This window comes from Fretibacterium sp. OH1220_COT-178, from assembly GCF_003860125.1.
GTDB lineage: Bacteria > Synergistota > Synergistia > Synergistales > Aminobacteriaceae > CAJPSE01.
The window spans coordinates 1-13,901 of sequence record NZ_RQYL01000038.1; the positions used below are offsets into that span (position 1 = coordinate 1).

At 65.9% G+C, this 13,901-nt stretch carries 10 protein-coding genes; 2 read left to right on the forward strand and 8 right to left on the reverse strand.

All coding sequences use genetic code 11. The features are described from left to right. Together EII26_RS13500 and EII26_RS12135 are read left to right on the forward strand one after the other, a co-directional pair. On the forward strand, positions 1 to 437 hold a 437-nt coding region (locus tag EII26_RS13500; RefSeq protein ID WP_233572747.1), incomplete at its 5' end, for a hypothetical protein. Continuing rightward, positions 434 to 856, forward strand: a complete 423-nt coding sequence (locus EII26_RS12135; RefSeq protein WP_124889427.1) for a PIN domain-containing protein — start codon at positions 434 to 436, stop codon at positions 854 to 856. The genes EII26_RS13500 and EII26_RS12135, both read left to right, overlap by 4 nt. 346 nt (positions 857 to 1,202) lie before the next feature. On the opposite strand, the gene EII26_RS12140 is transcribed toward EII26_RS12135, so the two are convergent. The 8 genes from EII26_RS12140 to ychF all read right to left on the reverse strand — a co-directional run bounded on the left by EII26_RS12140 (position 1,203) and on the right by ychF (position 13,684). Continuing rightward, positions 1,203 to 4,595, reverse strand: coding sequence for a right-handed parallel beta-helix repeat-containing protein (locus EII26_RS12140; RefSeq protein WP_124889428.1), 3,393 nt, complete (start codon positions 4,593 to 4,595; stop codon positions 1,203 to 1,205). Between the two features lie 7 nt (positions 4,596 to 4,602). Further along, a complete protein-coding gene (locus EII26_RS12145; protein WP_124889429.1) occupies positions 4,603 to 6,486 on the reverse strand; it encodes a hypothetical protein in 1,884 nt (627 codons plus the stop codon). A gap of 38 nt (positions 6,487 to 6,524) precedes the next feature. After that, positions 6,525 to 8,627 (reverse strand): thioredoxin domain-containing protein, encoded by a 2,103-nt coding sequence (locus EII26_RS12150; protein ID WP_124889430.1) that lies wholly within the window; start codon positions 8,625 to 8,627, stop codon positions 6,525 to 6,527. Between the two features lie 4 nt (positions 8,628 to 8,631). After that, complete coding sequence (locus EII26_RS12155) at positions 8,632 to 9,273, reverse strand: HAD family hydrolase (RefSeq protein WP_158612326.1); 642 nt, start codon at positions 9,271 to 9,273, stop codon at positions 8,632 to 8,634. 58 nt (positions 9,274 to 9,331) lie between these two features. Beyond that, a complete protein-coding gene (locus EII26_RS12160; RefSeq protein ID WP_124889432.1) occupies positions 9,332 to 10,225 on the reverse strand; it encodes a hypothetical protein in 894 nt (297 codons plus the stop codon). A gap of 60 nt (positions 10,226 to 10,285) precedes the next feature. Continuing rightward, complete coding sequence (locus EII26_RS12165) at positions 10,286 to 10,654, reverse strand: diacylglycerol kinase (RefSeq protein ID WP_158612327.1); 369 nt, start codon at positions 10,652 to 10,654, stop codon at positions 10,286 to 10,288. Between the two features lie 71 nt (positions 10,655 to 10,725). Further along, the gene (locus EII26_RS12170; RefSeq protein WP_124889434.1) at positions 10,726 to 12,372 is read right to left on the reverse strand and encodes a bifunctional metallophosphatase/5'-nucleotidase; all 1,647 of its coding nucleotides are present in this window, start codon (positions 12,370 to 12,372) and stop codon (positions 10,726 to 10,728) included. A 214-nt stretch (positions 12,373 to 12,586) separates the two neighbouring features. After that, entirely contained in the window at positions 12,587 to 13,684 is a 1,098-nt protein-coding gene (gene ychF, locus EII26_RS12175; RefSeq protein ID WP_124889435.1) for a redox-regulated ATPase YchF, read from the reverse strand. Positions 13,685 to 13,901: the final 217 nt, after the last annotated feature.

A 13,901-nucleotide genomic window follows, 5' to 3' on the forward strand; every position in this document is an offset into this window, starting at 1 on the left:
AGCCGTGTCGGTGCAACGAAGCAGACGAGCGGCAAGCGGAGCGAGCCGTGTCGGTGCAACGAAGCAGACGAGCGGCGAGTGCAGCGAGCCGTGTCGGTTCGACGAAGCAGACGAGCGGTGAGCGGAGCGAGCCGTGTCGGTTCGACGAAGCAGACGATCCATCGAGCTCTTCGGGGCCGGGACAGGGGATGAAAGGAGATGATCCGATGCCGATCACGGCTGAAGAACTGAAAGCGGACATGGAAAAATATCTGTTTTTGGCCAGGAAGGAGGACATCCTGATCTCCTACAGGGGAGAGATCGTGGCCAGGCTCTCAAGCCCCTATCCTGAACGTACGGTTCGGGAGCGTGTCGCGATCGCCGACTCTCTGATCGGCATCATTCCTGCCGACATAACGGTGGAAGAGGCACGAGAGGAGAGGCTGGACAGGATATGAGGGCGGTCGTTGACACGTGCATCGTGATTGACGCTCTGCAGAAACGCAGTCCCTTCGATCGGGAGGCCGTGCGAATTTTTCACGCGGCCGCCAAAAGAGACTTCGCAGGCTTCATTACGGCAAAATCCCTGTTGGACATCTATTATTTGATGCACCGGGTATTCCACAAGGACGACGCCGTGAGAGCAGAGATTGAAAAGCTCCTCATCCTGTTCGATCTTTTGGATACTTCTTCGGAGGATTGTAGGCGTGCTCTGTCCTCGGAGGTTTCGGATTTCGAGGATGCCGTCATGGTGGAGACGGCACTGCGTTCGGGTGCACGCTGCATTGTCACCCGGAATTTGAAAGATTATTCAAGGACACGAATTCCGGTTTTTTCCCCACAGAATTTTCTGGAACTCATAGGGCGAAGCGAATGAAAGGCTAAGCGCCGGGATGCGAAAAACTGCTTTTTGAATAGCGAGTCGGCCCCATGTCGGGGCCGACTCGCTATTCGAGAGGTTTGATGGTCCGGAATTTTTTCTCCGTATCGCTGGCGTTGCAGCGGCGGCGATACGATTCAGGACTCAGTTCGGGCTTATGCTTTCTTTTTCAGCACCGCCGCCGCGAGGGCCAGCGCAAGGCCGCCAAGCCCGGAGTCGCCCCCTGGCGTCGATACGCGGTCACTGGACCGTGTATCGACATAAGCGACCGACACGCCCCGCGAGGCTAACGCCTCACGGAAGGCGGTCGTCTGCTTAACGGACTAGCTGCCTCTATCCAAGGTTAAGCTTTTCTCCGCAGCAGAAACGCTACCACGAGAGTCAACATCATTCCGCTGACTCCCGCGTCGCATCCGCCGCCCTTGCCGTCGCTGCCGTCCTTGCCCGATCCTCCTCCGCCGGCCTTCTGCAGCAGGCCCATGGAGCCCGCGATCATGCCGTCGGCCGCGCCGTCCGGGACCACCAGCAGCCCGTCGATGAGCTGCGGGCCGGACTGCCTCGTGGACGCGGTCGGCCCCGGAGCGTCGGCCACAAAGGCGGTCAGCTCGAGGGTGATGCCGTTGTTGCCGCCCGTCAGCTTCAGCGCGCCCTTGGACTCGGCCTGGGCCGCGGGGACGCCGTCACCCCCCACCACGTCGTAGGGTTCCCCGTTTGCGGAGGTAAAGGCCAGCTTCAGGGGCCCGAAGAGCTCCGAGATGCCGGCGGACCGATTCGCCTTGCCGCCCGTCAGCTTCCTGAGCTCGTCCCAGGTGAGGCTCCAGCGGTACTTCAGGGGAAGCATGTCGCCCTTTTTGCGGCCCGTGAGCGAGACGGCCATCGCCGGCTTGGCCGCGTTCCAACCGGCCATTGATCCGGCTTTCCCGCTTTCGAACCTGATGGCCGATGGACTCGACAGTCGGGTCACCTGAGCGGGCGAGAGCTTCCATGCGCCCTGGAAGGCGTTCTGGAACGCGGAGGTCCGGACCCTGGCCGGGTTCGAATCCAAGAGCCCCAGCCCTGCGCCCTGCCGGCCCATGGTGTCGTTGAAGAGCCCCAACTGCGCCCATATCTCGGGGTGGACGTTGGTGTAGCTCATCTCCTCGCGAACTTCCAGCGTCGCGGAATCCGTGGCGGGCTTGCCGTCCGCGGCCCGGCGCTGTGCGGAGACGCTGACGACCGTCCTGCCCAGGGAGAGGGCCACAATGTTGCCGAACGCGTCGATGCGTGCCACGCCGGGGTTGCTGCTGGACCAGGAGACCTGTTCGGAGGTGGAGGTCGTACCGTTCGTGTAGACGACCGTCGCGATCAGGGTTGCGGTCTGGCCGACCCGGGTGAGCGTGTTGGGGATGCCGCTCATACGGAGGGACCGGATCGAGAGGGAGGGCTCGTTGGGATTGCCGCCGCCGCTCTGCTCCACCTCGAACGCCCCCGCGTCCTTTTTGCCGTTGGCCGGCTGAGGCCGGGAGATGCCCCGCTGATCCTCGCCCGGGAAGCCGGGAAGGTCGGAGGGGATGGCGTCCATGGCCCTGTCGCCCGCATCGAGGGAGTCCATCTCGCTCAGTTCGAGCGTCTTGAGCTTGTCCGGGGCCGAGAGGAGGCCGATATCGGTCTTGGGGCCGTCGTTCGCACTCAGGGTTTTATTGCCGAAGAAGGTGAAGGAGACCCAGGCGTCGTTCTGGCGGTCGGTCCCGGTGTCGCCCTCGACGGAGGGATTGGCCCAGGACGTGTCGCCCGCGCCCGTGCCCTGGTTACCGAACCGGCCGATGCGGTTGTAGCCGCCCGTGGAGACGGTGCCCCCGCCCCGATAGACGTCCGCGCCGTGGTCCGCCTTATTGCCGACGACGAGGCTGGCGGCCAGAACGGTCCTGCCGGAGTCGACGAACAGTCCGCCGCCCTGGCGCTCGCCCGCACCCGCCGCCTTGTTCTCGAGGGACAGGGTGCAGTGCCTCAGGACGAAGGGCCCGCCCAGGAAAAGGGCGCCCCCGTGGCTCTTGACGTCGCCCGTCACCTCGTTGCCGGTGAAGGTGCAGTTGGTGAGGTCGGAGAGCTTCGAGACCGAGAGGCTGGCGGCGCCTCCCTGGGCGTTCGTCGTGCTCCGGCTCTTGTTCCCCGCGAAGGTGGATCGGACGATCTCCGCCTTGTCCAGCTTGAGGAAGAGCGCGCCCCCGCGGCCGGAGTGGGCGAAATCGCCGGCGCTGTTCCCCTCCATGGCGGTGGCGGTCATCTTGAAGTTGGCCGTGCTCTTGTCCAGGACGAGCGCGCCGCCGTCCCCCAGAGCGCCGTTTCCCTCGAAGACGCTCCGGGCGATCTCGGTGGTGTCGCCCGCGTAGACGGCGCCGCCCCGCTGGCCCGAGCTGTTCTTCCTGAAGGCCGAACTCTCCAGGGAGACGCCCCCCTTCGCCAGGGCGGCGCCGCCGCTGCCGGAGGCCTTGTTCTCGCTGAAGAGGGCGTTCCTGACCGTCAGGGCTCCGTCGCTGTAGAGGGCTCCGCCGTCCTTTTGGGCGATCTGGCCGGAGAAGCGGACGGGGTCGTTCCCCGCAGCCTCCACCCGGATGATCTTGGCCCAGATGGCGCCGCCTCCGGAGTTGGGACCGCTTCCCTTGGCCTCGTTGCCCGGTTCGAACGTACCGCCGCCGACCGTTACCGTGCCCCCCGAGCGGATGGCCCCGCCGGAGTCGGCCGCCTGGTTCTTCGAAAAGGTCCCGCCGGAGACCTCGAGGTCGGCCGCGGCGTGGACCGCGCCGCCGAAAGCGGCCTTGTTGTCCGCGAACGTGAGCTCGCCCGAGAGCCTCGCCCGGCCGTTGACGAAGAGGGCGCCGCCCGAGCCTGTCGCGCTGTTGGACTGGAAGGTCAGCTTGTGCGCCGGTGCGTTGTCGAAGGCCTCCGCCCAGATGGCTCCGCCGTCCCTGGCGCTGTTGCCCCTGAACTCCTGATCGGCGGCAAAGACGACCGTGGCGGCGCCGGCGATGTGGAGCGCGCCCCCGTTGGCCGTCGCCCGGTTCGGGGACAGCACGTTGCCGTTGAAGGTGGCCGTGGACGCCGCCGAGGCGCTCAGAGCCACCGCCCCGCCGTTGGCGGCCGTGTTCTCCTCGAAGCGGACCCCCGTCGGGAACTCCGCGGCGGCCCCGCTCAGAAAGACCGCTCCGCCGCTGCCCGCAGCCCTGTTTCTGGCGAAGACGACCGTACCCGAGAACTCGGCCTTGCCGGTCCCGCTCACGTGCAGGGCCCCGCCGTCGGCCGTGGACTCGTTCTCCTCGAAGGTCCCGCCCTCGATCTTGGCCGTTGCCCCCGATGCGACGCTCACCGCGCCGCCGCTGACGGCCCTGTTGCTCCTGAAGACCGGCCTTTTGAAGGCCGCCTTGGAGTCCGGCCCGACGTCCACACCGCCGCCGCCGGCTCCCGTAAAGGTCACGCCGTCGAAGGTCGGCCCGGCGCCGTTCACCTCACTGACCTTGAAGTGGCGGAAGTTTCCGTTGGCGGTCAGGGTTTTTCCGTTTCCCGCTATCTTGGCGTCGAGGGACACGGGGATCGCTTCGGTGAGCGTGATGTCCGCGCCCAGTGCGATGTCCAGGCTGGCCGGGTTCTTGACCGCGTCGCGCAGCTCGGCGAAGGTTCCGACGGTCGTCGCCGCCTCGGCGCCGGAACAGCCGAGCAGGCGCGCGAGGAGGAGCGTCCCCAAAAACAAAATTCTTCTCATCGTCTCGCTACCTTCCTTTCCGGATCAGGCCCGCGACGGCCAAAAGCGCCAGGGTGCCCGATCCCAACCCATTGCAGCCGTTGCCGCCCGAGTTCTCGTCCGGCTTCTTGGGCGCGGGAGGCCCGTTCGGCCTGAAGCCCGCCGGGGCGACGTAGAACGTCAGCTTCCACCGGTCGTCGGATATCCCGTCCCTCAGGACCAGAAAATCGTTGTCGGTGACCGGCGTCCTGTCGGAGACGACCTGCAGGGCCGGGCGCGAGCCGTCGCGCGTCCCGTCCATCAGCATGGCGATGAAGCTCACCGTGACGACTCCGCGCTGCTCGTCCAGGAACACCTTCACCAGCTTCTCGTAAACCCCCTGCCTGACGAGCTCCTGGATCAGGTCCAGATCGTTCTCCGCCCCGCTGCGCAGGTAGACGCTGAAGTCGTGGGCGAAGTCGTTCCGGATTTCGCCCGTGTCGTGCCACTGCTGGAGCAGCGCATCCCATTTCGGGGCCACGAGCAGGTGCGTCCGGGGCAGATTGAAGGTGACGTGCAGGGGCAGCAGCCCCTCGGTTCCCTCCCGGTGCGCCTCCTCCCGCCGGACCGAGCCGGGGATGGACGCGTTCACGGCGAAGGAGCTGATGGCATCGCCCGCCACGTAGTCGAACCGTGCCGTCCCCGAGGTGAGGGTCCGGCCCTCCGGAACCTTCACCGAACGGGCCTTCATGGAGTCGGCGACGTCCTTCAGGAAGTTCGTGCCCGCGGCCCGGGGGTTGAAGGCGGTGACCTTCCATGCGTAGGGGTTTCGCCCCGATATGGGAGCCTCCACCGTACCGAGGTCCAGGCCGAAGACGATCCTGTGGTTCAGGGTCAACTCGCGGAATCCCGCCGCGGGATCCACGGGATGGAGCCTCAGGGCCGCCTTCATCCCCTCGTTGACGTTGTAGTTCTGGTTGTAGACTGTCTTGAGCCCCGGAGCGACGTGGCTGATGTCGTCCAGGCGAAAGCGGGCCGGGAGGTCCTTGAGGCTCTGGGCCCGGGGCAGGTCGAAGGCCCAGTAGGCCGGGTTCAGACGGTTCCAGGCGTAGTTGTCGAAGCGCTGCACCGCGTAGCGGATGCCCGTGTGGTTGGTCACCTCGGTCGTCAGGCGGTAGAGGATCCTGTCGGGGGCCGGCCAGGCGGGGACCGGCACGAACACCCACTGGGAGTCCCCCGCGGTCATGTTGTCCCGCACGCTCCAGGTGAAGCGGTCGTAGGCCGTCATGTCGCCGGCGCCCGCGGCTCCGGGCTCGCGCAGGGCGGCCCGGAGCAGAAGCGGCTCGGTCTCCGCCGTGCCGTCCGCGACGTTGGCGATCACGAAGGGGACCACCAGGCTCTGGGAGGGCGTGGAGGGGTAGGCGGATGTGGGATTCTGGTGGTAGATGAAGTTGCCCCTGACGCTGCCGAACCGCCCCTGCTCGGCGGACTTGTCGAACAGGAACTCGTAACCGCCGTTCCCCAGGGGGGTTTTGCGGGCGGAGTAGACGGCGTTGTCCAACAGGGCATCGGGCGTGATCGAGTCGGCGTTCGGCGGGGCGAAGTTCACCCGCATGGAGGCCTGAGTGCCCGTAAGCACCAGGAACATCGTATGGATGTCCCGGTTCTCCTCCCCCGTCGGGGGCAGCTCGCTCCGCCCGTTATCGATCCGCACCGAGCTGCGTCCGGATACGATCTCGCCCTTTACCTCCAGGGGCACAGACGCCGCGTCGCCCACCGTGTTCGTGCCCCCGGTGATCACCATCCACTGCGCGCCCACGCCGCTCGGTCCGAAGAGGTCGTCGAACCGATAGTTCGCACGGGCCTCCGTTCCGGACAGGAGCAGGCACAAAATCGCCGCGGTCCCCGCGGCCTTCCTGAAAAGACTCCCCATTCCGCAACCTCCTTGTATGAGTGGAACTTTTACGCTCGCTATCTGTCCCTCAGCCCCGAGCGCCGGGTACGGGAAAAACGGCGCTCGTGCCGCGGCGCTCGCTCCCGGCGGTCGAGCCGGTCCTCGTGCGTCCCCTCTTCCTCGCGGTGTTGCACATCCTGGCGCTCCGAGGCTCCGGGCTCCTCCGCGATGGGCGGGTGCTCCTCCCCCTCCTCAGTTTCGGACGGCTCCTCGGCCGCCTTGACCGATTTGTGCATGCCCGCCGCGACGATCAGGGAGAGGTGCTCCAGAGGGCGCAGCGCGGCGGCCCTGGCGAAACAGACGACGATCTCGTGCGCCTGCTTCAGGTACTTGCGCTCCCCCAGTGCGGAGCCCAGCTCGGCGAGGGCGATCGCCGCCAGGGCGTTGGCCGAAGGGGCCGCGTCGTCGCATGCCGTCTTGCGCCTCAGAAAAATGTGGGGATCGTCGGCCGGAGAGAGAAAGAACCCTCCCTGATCGGGGTCCCAGAACGCCTCCGTCAGTTTTGCCGCCAAGGACTCGGCATAGCGCAGCCAGTCCCTCAGCTGTTTTTTTCGGGCTCCGGACGCCGATGCGGCTCGGTGCAGCTCCATGACGCCCCACAGCAGCGCCGCATAGTCCCCCGGCAGGGCGGGGATGCCGGCGCTGCCGTTGCGCCAGCGCCGCCTCCAGTTTCCCTTGGGGTCCGGCAGCGCCTTCTGGAGGAAGAGCGCCGCCCGCTCGGCCGCGAGGCGCCAGTCCGGCCGCTCGAACGCGGTGGAGGCGCGGGCCAGAGAACCGATCATCAGGCCGTTCCAGTCCATCAGTACCTTGTCGTCGAGGGCCGGAGGGGTGCGGCGCAGACGCGCCTCCAGAAGGCGCTCACGGTCGTGCGCGAGGCGCGAGGCGGCCTCGGGCGCGCGGAGCCCGTAGCGCTGGGAGAGCTCGGAGACCGTGGCGGCCTCGTACAGGATGTTCTGCCCCGTCTGCCTGCCCGTGAGCTGGTGACCGAAGTTTCCCCCCGGCAGAACGGCGTAGGCGGCGCAGAAGAGCCCGCAATCCCCCTGCGGGAGCAGCTGCCGGACCTCCTCCTCCGTCCAGAGGTAGTAACGCCCCTCCCCTTCGTCGCTGTCGGCGTCGAGGGACGTCCAGAAGCAGCCCTCGGGCGCCGTGAGGTCCCGGGCCACGCAGCCGGCGATATCCTCGGCCAGGGTGCGGTAAAACGGGTCCGGACGGTCCTCTTGGGCCAGGGCCGCCGTCTGGAGCAGCAGGGCCTGATCGACCAGCATCTTCTCGAAGTGGGGGAGGATCCACCGCTCGTCCGTGGCGTATCGCGAGAACCCTCCCCCCAGGTGGTCGTGGATCCCGCCCCGCCACATACGGCGCAGGGTCAGGTCCACCATGGAGAAGAGCTCGTCGCGTTCCTGACTCGAATTGACGGAGGCGCGGGCCTGATTCAGCAAAAAGAGGAGGCGCGGGGCGGCGGGGAATTTCGGCGAGAATCCGAAGCCCCCCCACTCCGGATCGAAGAGCCCCTGGAGCTCGTTGATGGCGCTGCGCGCCGCGGCGGCGCCCACCCGTCCGCCCGCGACGAACTTCAGACGGGCGCGCAGGGTCTCGGCCAGGCTGTCGGCCCCGCGGAGTACGTCGTCTCGCTGCATGGACCAGAGCCATTTGACCCGGGGCAGAATGTCCGTCATGCCGGGCATCTGCCCGGTCGTCCTCTTGGGCAGCCACGTGGCGGCGAAGAAGGGCCTGCCCTCCGGGGTCAGAAACAAATTGAGCGGCCAGCCGCCGCTGCCGTTCTGGATGTGGCATATCTCCATGAAAAGGCCGTCCAGGTCGGGGCGTTCCTCCCGGTCGACCTTGACGGCAATGCAGGTGTCGTTCATGAGGTCCGCCACCTCGGGGTCGGCAAAGCACTCCCGCTCCATGACATGGCACCAGTGACAGGAGGAGTAGCCGATGGAGACGAAAAGGGGCTTGTCCTCCCTCCGGGCCGTCTCGAAGGCTTCGTCCCCCCAGGGATGCCAATCGATGGGGTTGTCGGCGTGCTGGAGCAGGTAGGGGCTGAGCTCGTTCGACAGCCGGTTTCCGGACCCCTCCCCGGCCCTGGGGCCGGAGCACGGAATGTCTTGAGTCAAGCGTTCATCCCCTTTCGTCCTCCTCCACGATCGAGGGCAGCTCGTCCAGGGCGTCGATGATGCGCCAAGCGCCCATGTCCGCGAACTGCTCCCTCGTGAAGTTGCCCCGGGTGATGCCGATGGCACGGACCTTCGCGGCGAGGGCGGTCCGGACGTCGATATCGGAGTCCCCGACGTAGACGGTCTGTTCCGAGGGAACCCCGAACCGGTCCATGAGGTGCAGGAGCATCCCGGGCTCGGGCTTGTAGGGGAGGTGGTCCGAGGGGCCGACGATCGCGTCGAAGTGCCGGGCCGTGTCGGTCTTCTCCATGGCCGCCCGGGGGGCGTTCCGGTTCGAGGCGACGGCGAGGGCCAGGCCCATCTCCCTCAGGCGGGTGAGGGTCGGCTCCGTCTCCGGGAAGGGGCGGATCAGCGTGTACTCGAACGGCGCGACCTTTTCGCGGTACAGGTCCAACCATCCGGGCCGGCACTCGCCGAGGGTCCCGACCATGAAGTCCGCCAGAGGCAGGGCAATGCAGCGCATCACCTGCCCGTGGGTCGTCCTGGGGAGCCCGGCCGAATCGGCCACCTTGTTGATCCCCGCCAGGATGGCGTGGCTCGAGTCCACGATCGTCATGTCGTGGTCGAAAATCATCAGTTTGATCACTATCTGGTCTCCTCGCGGTTTTGTCGTTTCGAGGCCGGGGCCGATCATGGGCCGTCGGCTAGCCGGGCCTCTGGATTTTTTCCTGTACGTCCTGCAAGAGCTTCTCGCCGGCTCCTCCGGCGACCACGCCGCTCTTCTTCAGCCGGCTCAGGGCATAGCGATAGATTTTGCAGAGCTCCTGCCCGTGGAGGGTCAGGCGTCCTCCATCGGTGTGGGAATCCTTGTTCTGAAGGAGTTCCAGGGCGGCGTGGGCGATATGGGCCAGGATGCGGTCCTCCACGCTCCCGTCTCCGGCGGCGAGCAGCGGCTCGGTGGGGGCGCCCTTCGAGAGCCTGTCGTTCACGTTCGATCTAAGGTTGCTGAAGTTCGTGGTGAGCTCCTGGTCGATGTACATTTCGATGTATATCCTCTGAAACTCCGACTCCGGAGGAAGGACGGGGCCTGATGCGGGAGTCGCTGCGGCCGCTGCCGGTTCGGGGGGCGGGACGACGGTCGGGGCCGGATCGGGTTGGGGGGGTGTCGGGTGGAGCTCCGCCGACGGGGCGAACCGAAATGGGGTCGGCTGCTGGAGGGAGCCGGCCGAATCGTCCTCGGGCCGGGAATCCGAGGGCGACGAGAACGAGTCGAAGGAGCCGAAGCTGCCCATGCCGTCGATGGCCCTGCCCTGAATCGCCGGTCCCTTGGAGGGTTCCGAGGAGAGAGCGGGAGGAACCGGCGAGGAAACGGCCCAGGTTTGCTTTCTTTTTCTGCCCCTGGAGCGGCGCGTCATGAGCCGGAGGCTCAGAAGCAGAAGAAGAACCCCGAGGCCGGCCACGAGGTAGGGAATGTAGATCCTGTAGGGATGAAGAGACTGAAGGGCCGGGATTTCCTCAAGCCAGCGTATCAGGGGTTCGGAGAGTTCCTGGAGGTTTTGGTGGAGCGAGCGCAGTATGGAGGACAGGTTGAACCACATCGAAACACATCTCCTTTTCCGTGTCGGATGCCGCGGGCCCGCTGCGGCGAGCGGAGCGGGTTATGGAAGATGGTGCCGCAGAAGCAGGGTCGCCCAGAGAATGACGTTGAATGCCACCATCAGGAATACGGAGGCCGAGAGCATGTCCTTTCCGGCCTTGATCTCGGTGCGATAGCTTTTGTCGATGAGGTCGAAGGCCCTCTCGACGGCGCTGTTGACCAGCTCCAGGGCCATGACCGCCAGCCAGCAGCCGGTCAGGATAAGGAACTGAGCCAGAGGAAGCCGAAGCCCGAGCGACAGGGCGCACAACAGGACGAGTACGACGGCCTCGTATTCGAAGGCCTGCTCCTGCCTGAGGGCCTGCCAAAGTCCGTTCAGGGAATAACGGGTGGCCTTCCAGAGACGGCCCCATGGGGTGTATCGTTTCAACGGGCAACCTCCTGTGAGGGGATGTCGGTACTCTCCATGCAGCCATTCGGTCCTGCTCAGGAACGGCCGCGCTACTCCTTGGCCCTGCCGTTCACGAGGGAGATGCGCCCCTCCCTTTGCAGGCGTGCGCGTCCGCCGTGCACGACCGTGAGATATTCGACGAAGGCGTCGAAGTCGAAGCATCCGGCCTCGGTGTGCGGAGCGTTTCTGAGCATCTCGTACTTTTCGCCGCCCCCCCCGTTGACCATCCAGTTTGTCGTCGCCACGGTGCAGGTATCCTCGTCCCCGATCTCCCGCCACTCTCCATCCCGAAGCACGGCGAGGGACTTCAGGCGACGGCCCGGGGCGGCCACGCGATCGCCGCTTACGAGGGTCGGGGGAGCGGACAGGTCGTAGACGACCTTCAGGCCGGATATCTGCAGAAAGGCTCCCGTGTGGAGCCGCTCGAGCGGGTCGTAGTCATCCCCCTCCTCCCGAATCAGGGCCGAGGCGGAGAGCTCGAGCGCCCGCCGCAGCTCCCTGCCGGTCAGGGTGAGGACGAAGAGCCGGTCTCCGAAGGGAAGCAGGTCCGAGAGGTTCCGCTCCGAGAACTCGCCGGCGGGGTAGAGAATGTTGCCGCGGATCCCCCCGCTGTTCATCAGGGCGACGTCCGCCCCGGTCTTCCATCGGAAGCTGTCGGTGATGAAGTTCCCGATGGGCGCTTCCCCCGACCGCAGGGTCTTGTTCCTCGCGTCGATCGACTGCTCGAAGCGGCCGACAACCCTCTTGAGGGCCTGGTTCAGCTTTTGATCGTATTCGACGGCGACGGCCAGAACCCCGGGGTCCGGTGCGGTGCGGTCCGAGACGGGGAGCAGTTTCCAGGAGGTGTCCTGCCGGTCCAGTTTTCCATCCTTGAGGCTCAGGCCCAGGCGCCCCACGAATTTTGCCCAGACCCCGCTCCAGATCAGGACGGTCGTGCCGCCCTCGGGGTCGTCGATGAAGATGGGCTTGTCGGTTTCCTCGACGGGAGCGCCGCTTCCGGTGATGACGTGAATGCCCGCCACCGATCGGGCCAGCGCCGTGCTTTCGTTGTCGTAGAGTCCGCTGAGCAGGACGATCACGTCCGCCCCCTTCCGCCTCAGGTCCGCCACCATCCCGCGCGCTATGGCGCCGAGGTCGGGGTCGAGCGAAACCCCCTTCGGACGGTTGGTCAGCCGCATGATTCCGGGGGACAGCAGGCCGAAAAAGCCCACCTTCATGTCTCCCGCCTGGAGCACGAGATTCTTTCGCAGGGACTTTTCCAGATCGGGGTCCTGAGTGAGGAGGTTGGAGATGACGATGGGAATGTCGGTCCGGGAGAGGGCCTCCTTCAGGTGATCGAGGCCGTAGTCGAACTCGTGCTTGCCCAGCATGTTGACCGCGACCCCGGCCTTCGAAAGCGCGGCCATCTCGGGCCTGCCCTTGAAGTAGCGCCACATCGTCCCCGCGACGACCTCGCCCGTCGTGACGAAGATGGGGTTGGCGCTCTTTTGCATGTCCGCCTTCACCACGCTGGCGGCCCAGGAGAGCCCCCCGACGGACGGAGACGGCTGTTTCGTCGTGATTTGAGCGGGCAACAGCCGGCTTTGAAGGTGATTGATGGAGTAGAGGGTGACCTTCCCGTCGCGGGCCAGAGCGGTGCCGGCCCCGAAGAGAACGCACAACGACAGGAGGAGCCCGCAAAGCAGATGTTTTTTCATAAAATCGACCCCCTTGAAGACGCCTCGTGCGATGCTCGCGTCCGCACCCGATACGAATTGCTTCGGTTACACAAACAGTTTAGAACGTACCCATCCCTTTGGCAAGGGTCGGGGTCCGAGTCCGTACGCATGGTTCACTCAAAGAAGGACGATCGTTTCTGGGCGCGACGGCGGCCGTGCAGCCGCACACGACCGCGGACACCGCCGTCGTGTGCTATATATTGAAGCGTATCTCGATCATGTCCCCATCCTTGACCCGGTACTCCTTGCCCTCCAGCCTCAAAACGCCCTTGTCGCGGCAGGCCGCGAGCGTCGCGCCGCCTGCGATGAAGTCGTCGTAGGCCACCACCTGGGCACGGATGAAACCGCGGGCGAGGTCGGAGTGGATGGCCCCCGCGGCGTCGACCGCCGTGTCGCCCTCGTGCAGCGTCCAGGCGCGGACCTCGTCCGTCCCGCTGGTGAAGAACGAGAGCAGGCCCAACAGGCGGTACGCCTCGTGGATCAGGCGGTCGCGCCCGGGCTCGTCGATCGCGAGGTCCTTCATGAACTCCGCCTGTTCCTCCGGCTCCAGCTGAGCCAGGTCCATCTCGATGGAACCGAAGATGCGCAGGGTCAGCAGCCCCTTCTTCCTCATGGCCGCCTCCAGCGCCTCAGCGGCGGGGACGGTCCCCGTTTGCCCTTCGTCCAGGTTCAGCACCACCAGCTCCGGCTTCAGGGTCAGGAAGGCGAAGCCCGTCAGCGTTTTTTTCTGTTCCTCGGAAAGGGGGTACTCGCGCAGGGGGCGCTCCTCCATCAGGTGCTCCTGGAGCGCGCGCAGCAGCTCGGCCTCCGCGGCCTCCGCAGGGGTCGTCTTTTTCTTGGCCGCCTTCTCGTCCAGACGCGCGAGACGGTTCTCGATGACGCCCAGATCGCGGTAGATCAGCTCCATCTCCACGATCTGCCAGTCTCGCAGCGGGTCGATGCTGTTCTCCGGGTGGGGCACGTTCGGGTTGTCGAAGACGCGCACGACGTGCAGCAGCGCGTCCGACTCCGAGACGAAGGACAGGAAGGAGTTCCCGAGGCCCGCCCCCTTGCTGGCGTCCCGGGAGAGCCCCGCCAGGTCCACGAACTCCACCGTCGCGGGCGTCGCCTTCTTGGGGACGAAGATCTCCACGAGACGGTCGAAGCGCTTGTCCGGCACGCCGACCAGCGCCCGGTTGGGCTCGGTCTTGCCGCTGGCGTAGGGCTTGACCTCCGCCCCGGCCCGGGTGATGACGTTGAACACGGTCGACTTGCCGCAGAGCGGCAGGCCGACGATCCCACATTTCAGCAATTAAGATCCCTCCATAGAACGAGACAAAAGACTTGCGACTGCGTTTTTCGGACATGGAGTCGGCATGCCGCTCTCGTCGGTATCGGAGATACCGGCGGGGGCATGGGGCGAAGCCCCATTCAGATCCGAAGCAGGCCGACGATCCCACATTTCAGCAATTAAGATCCCTCCATAGAACGAGACAAAAGACTCGCGACTGCGTTTTTCGGACATGGAG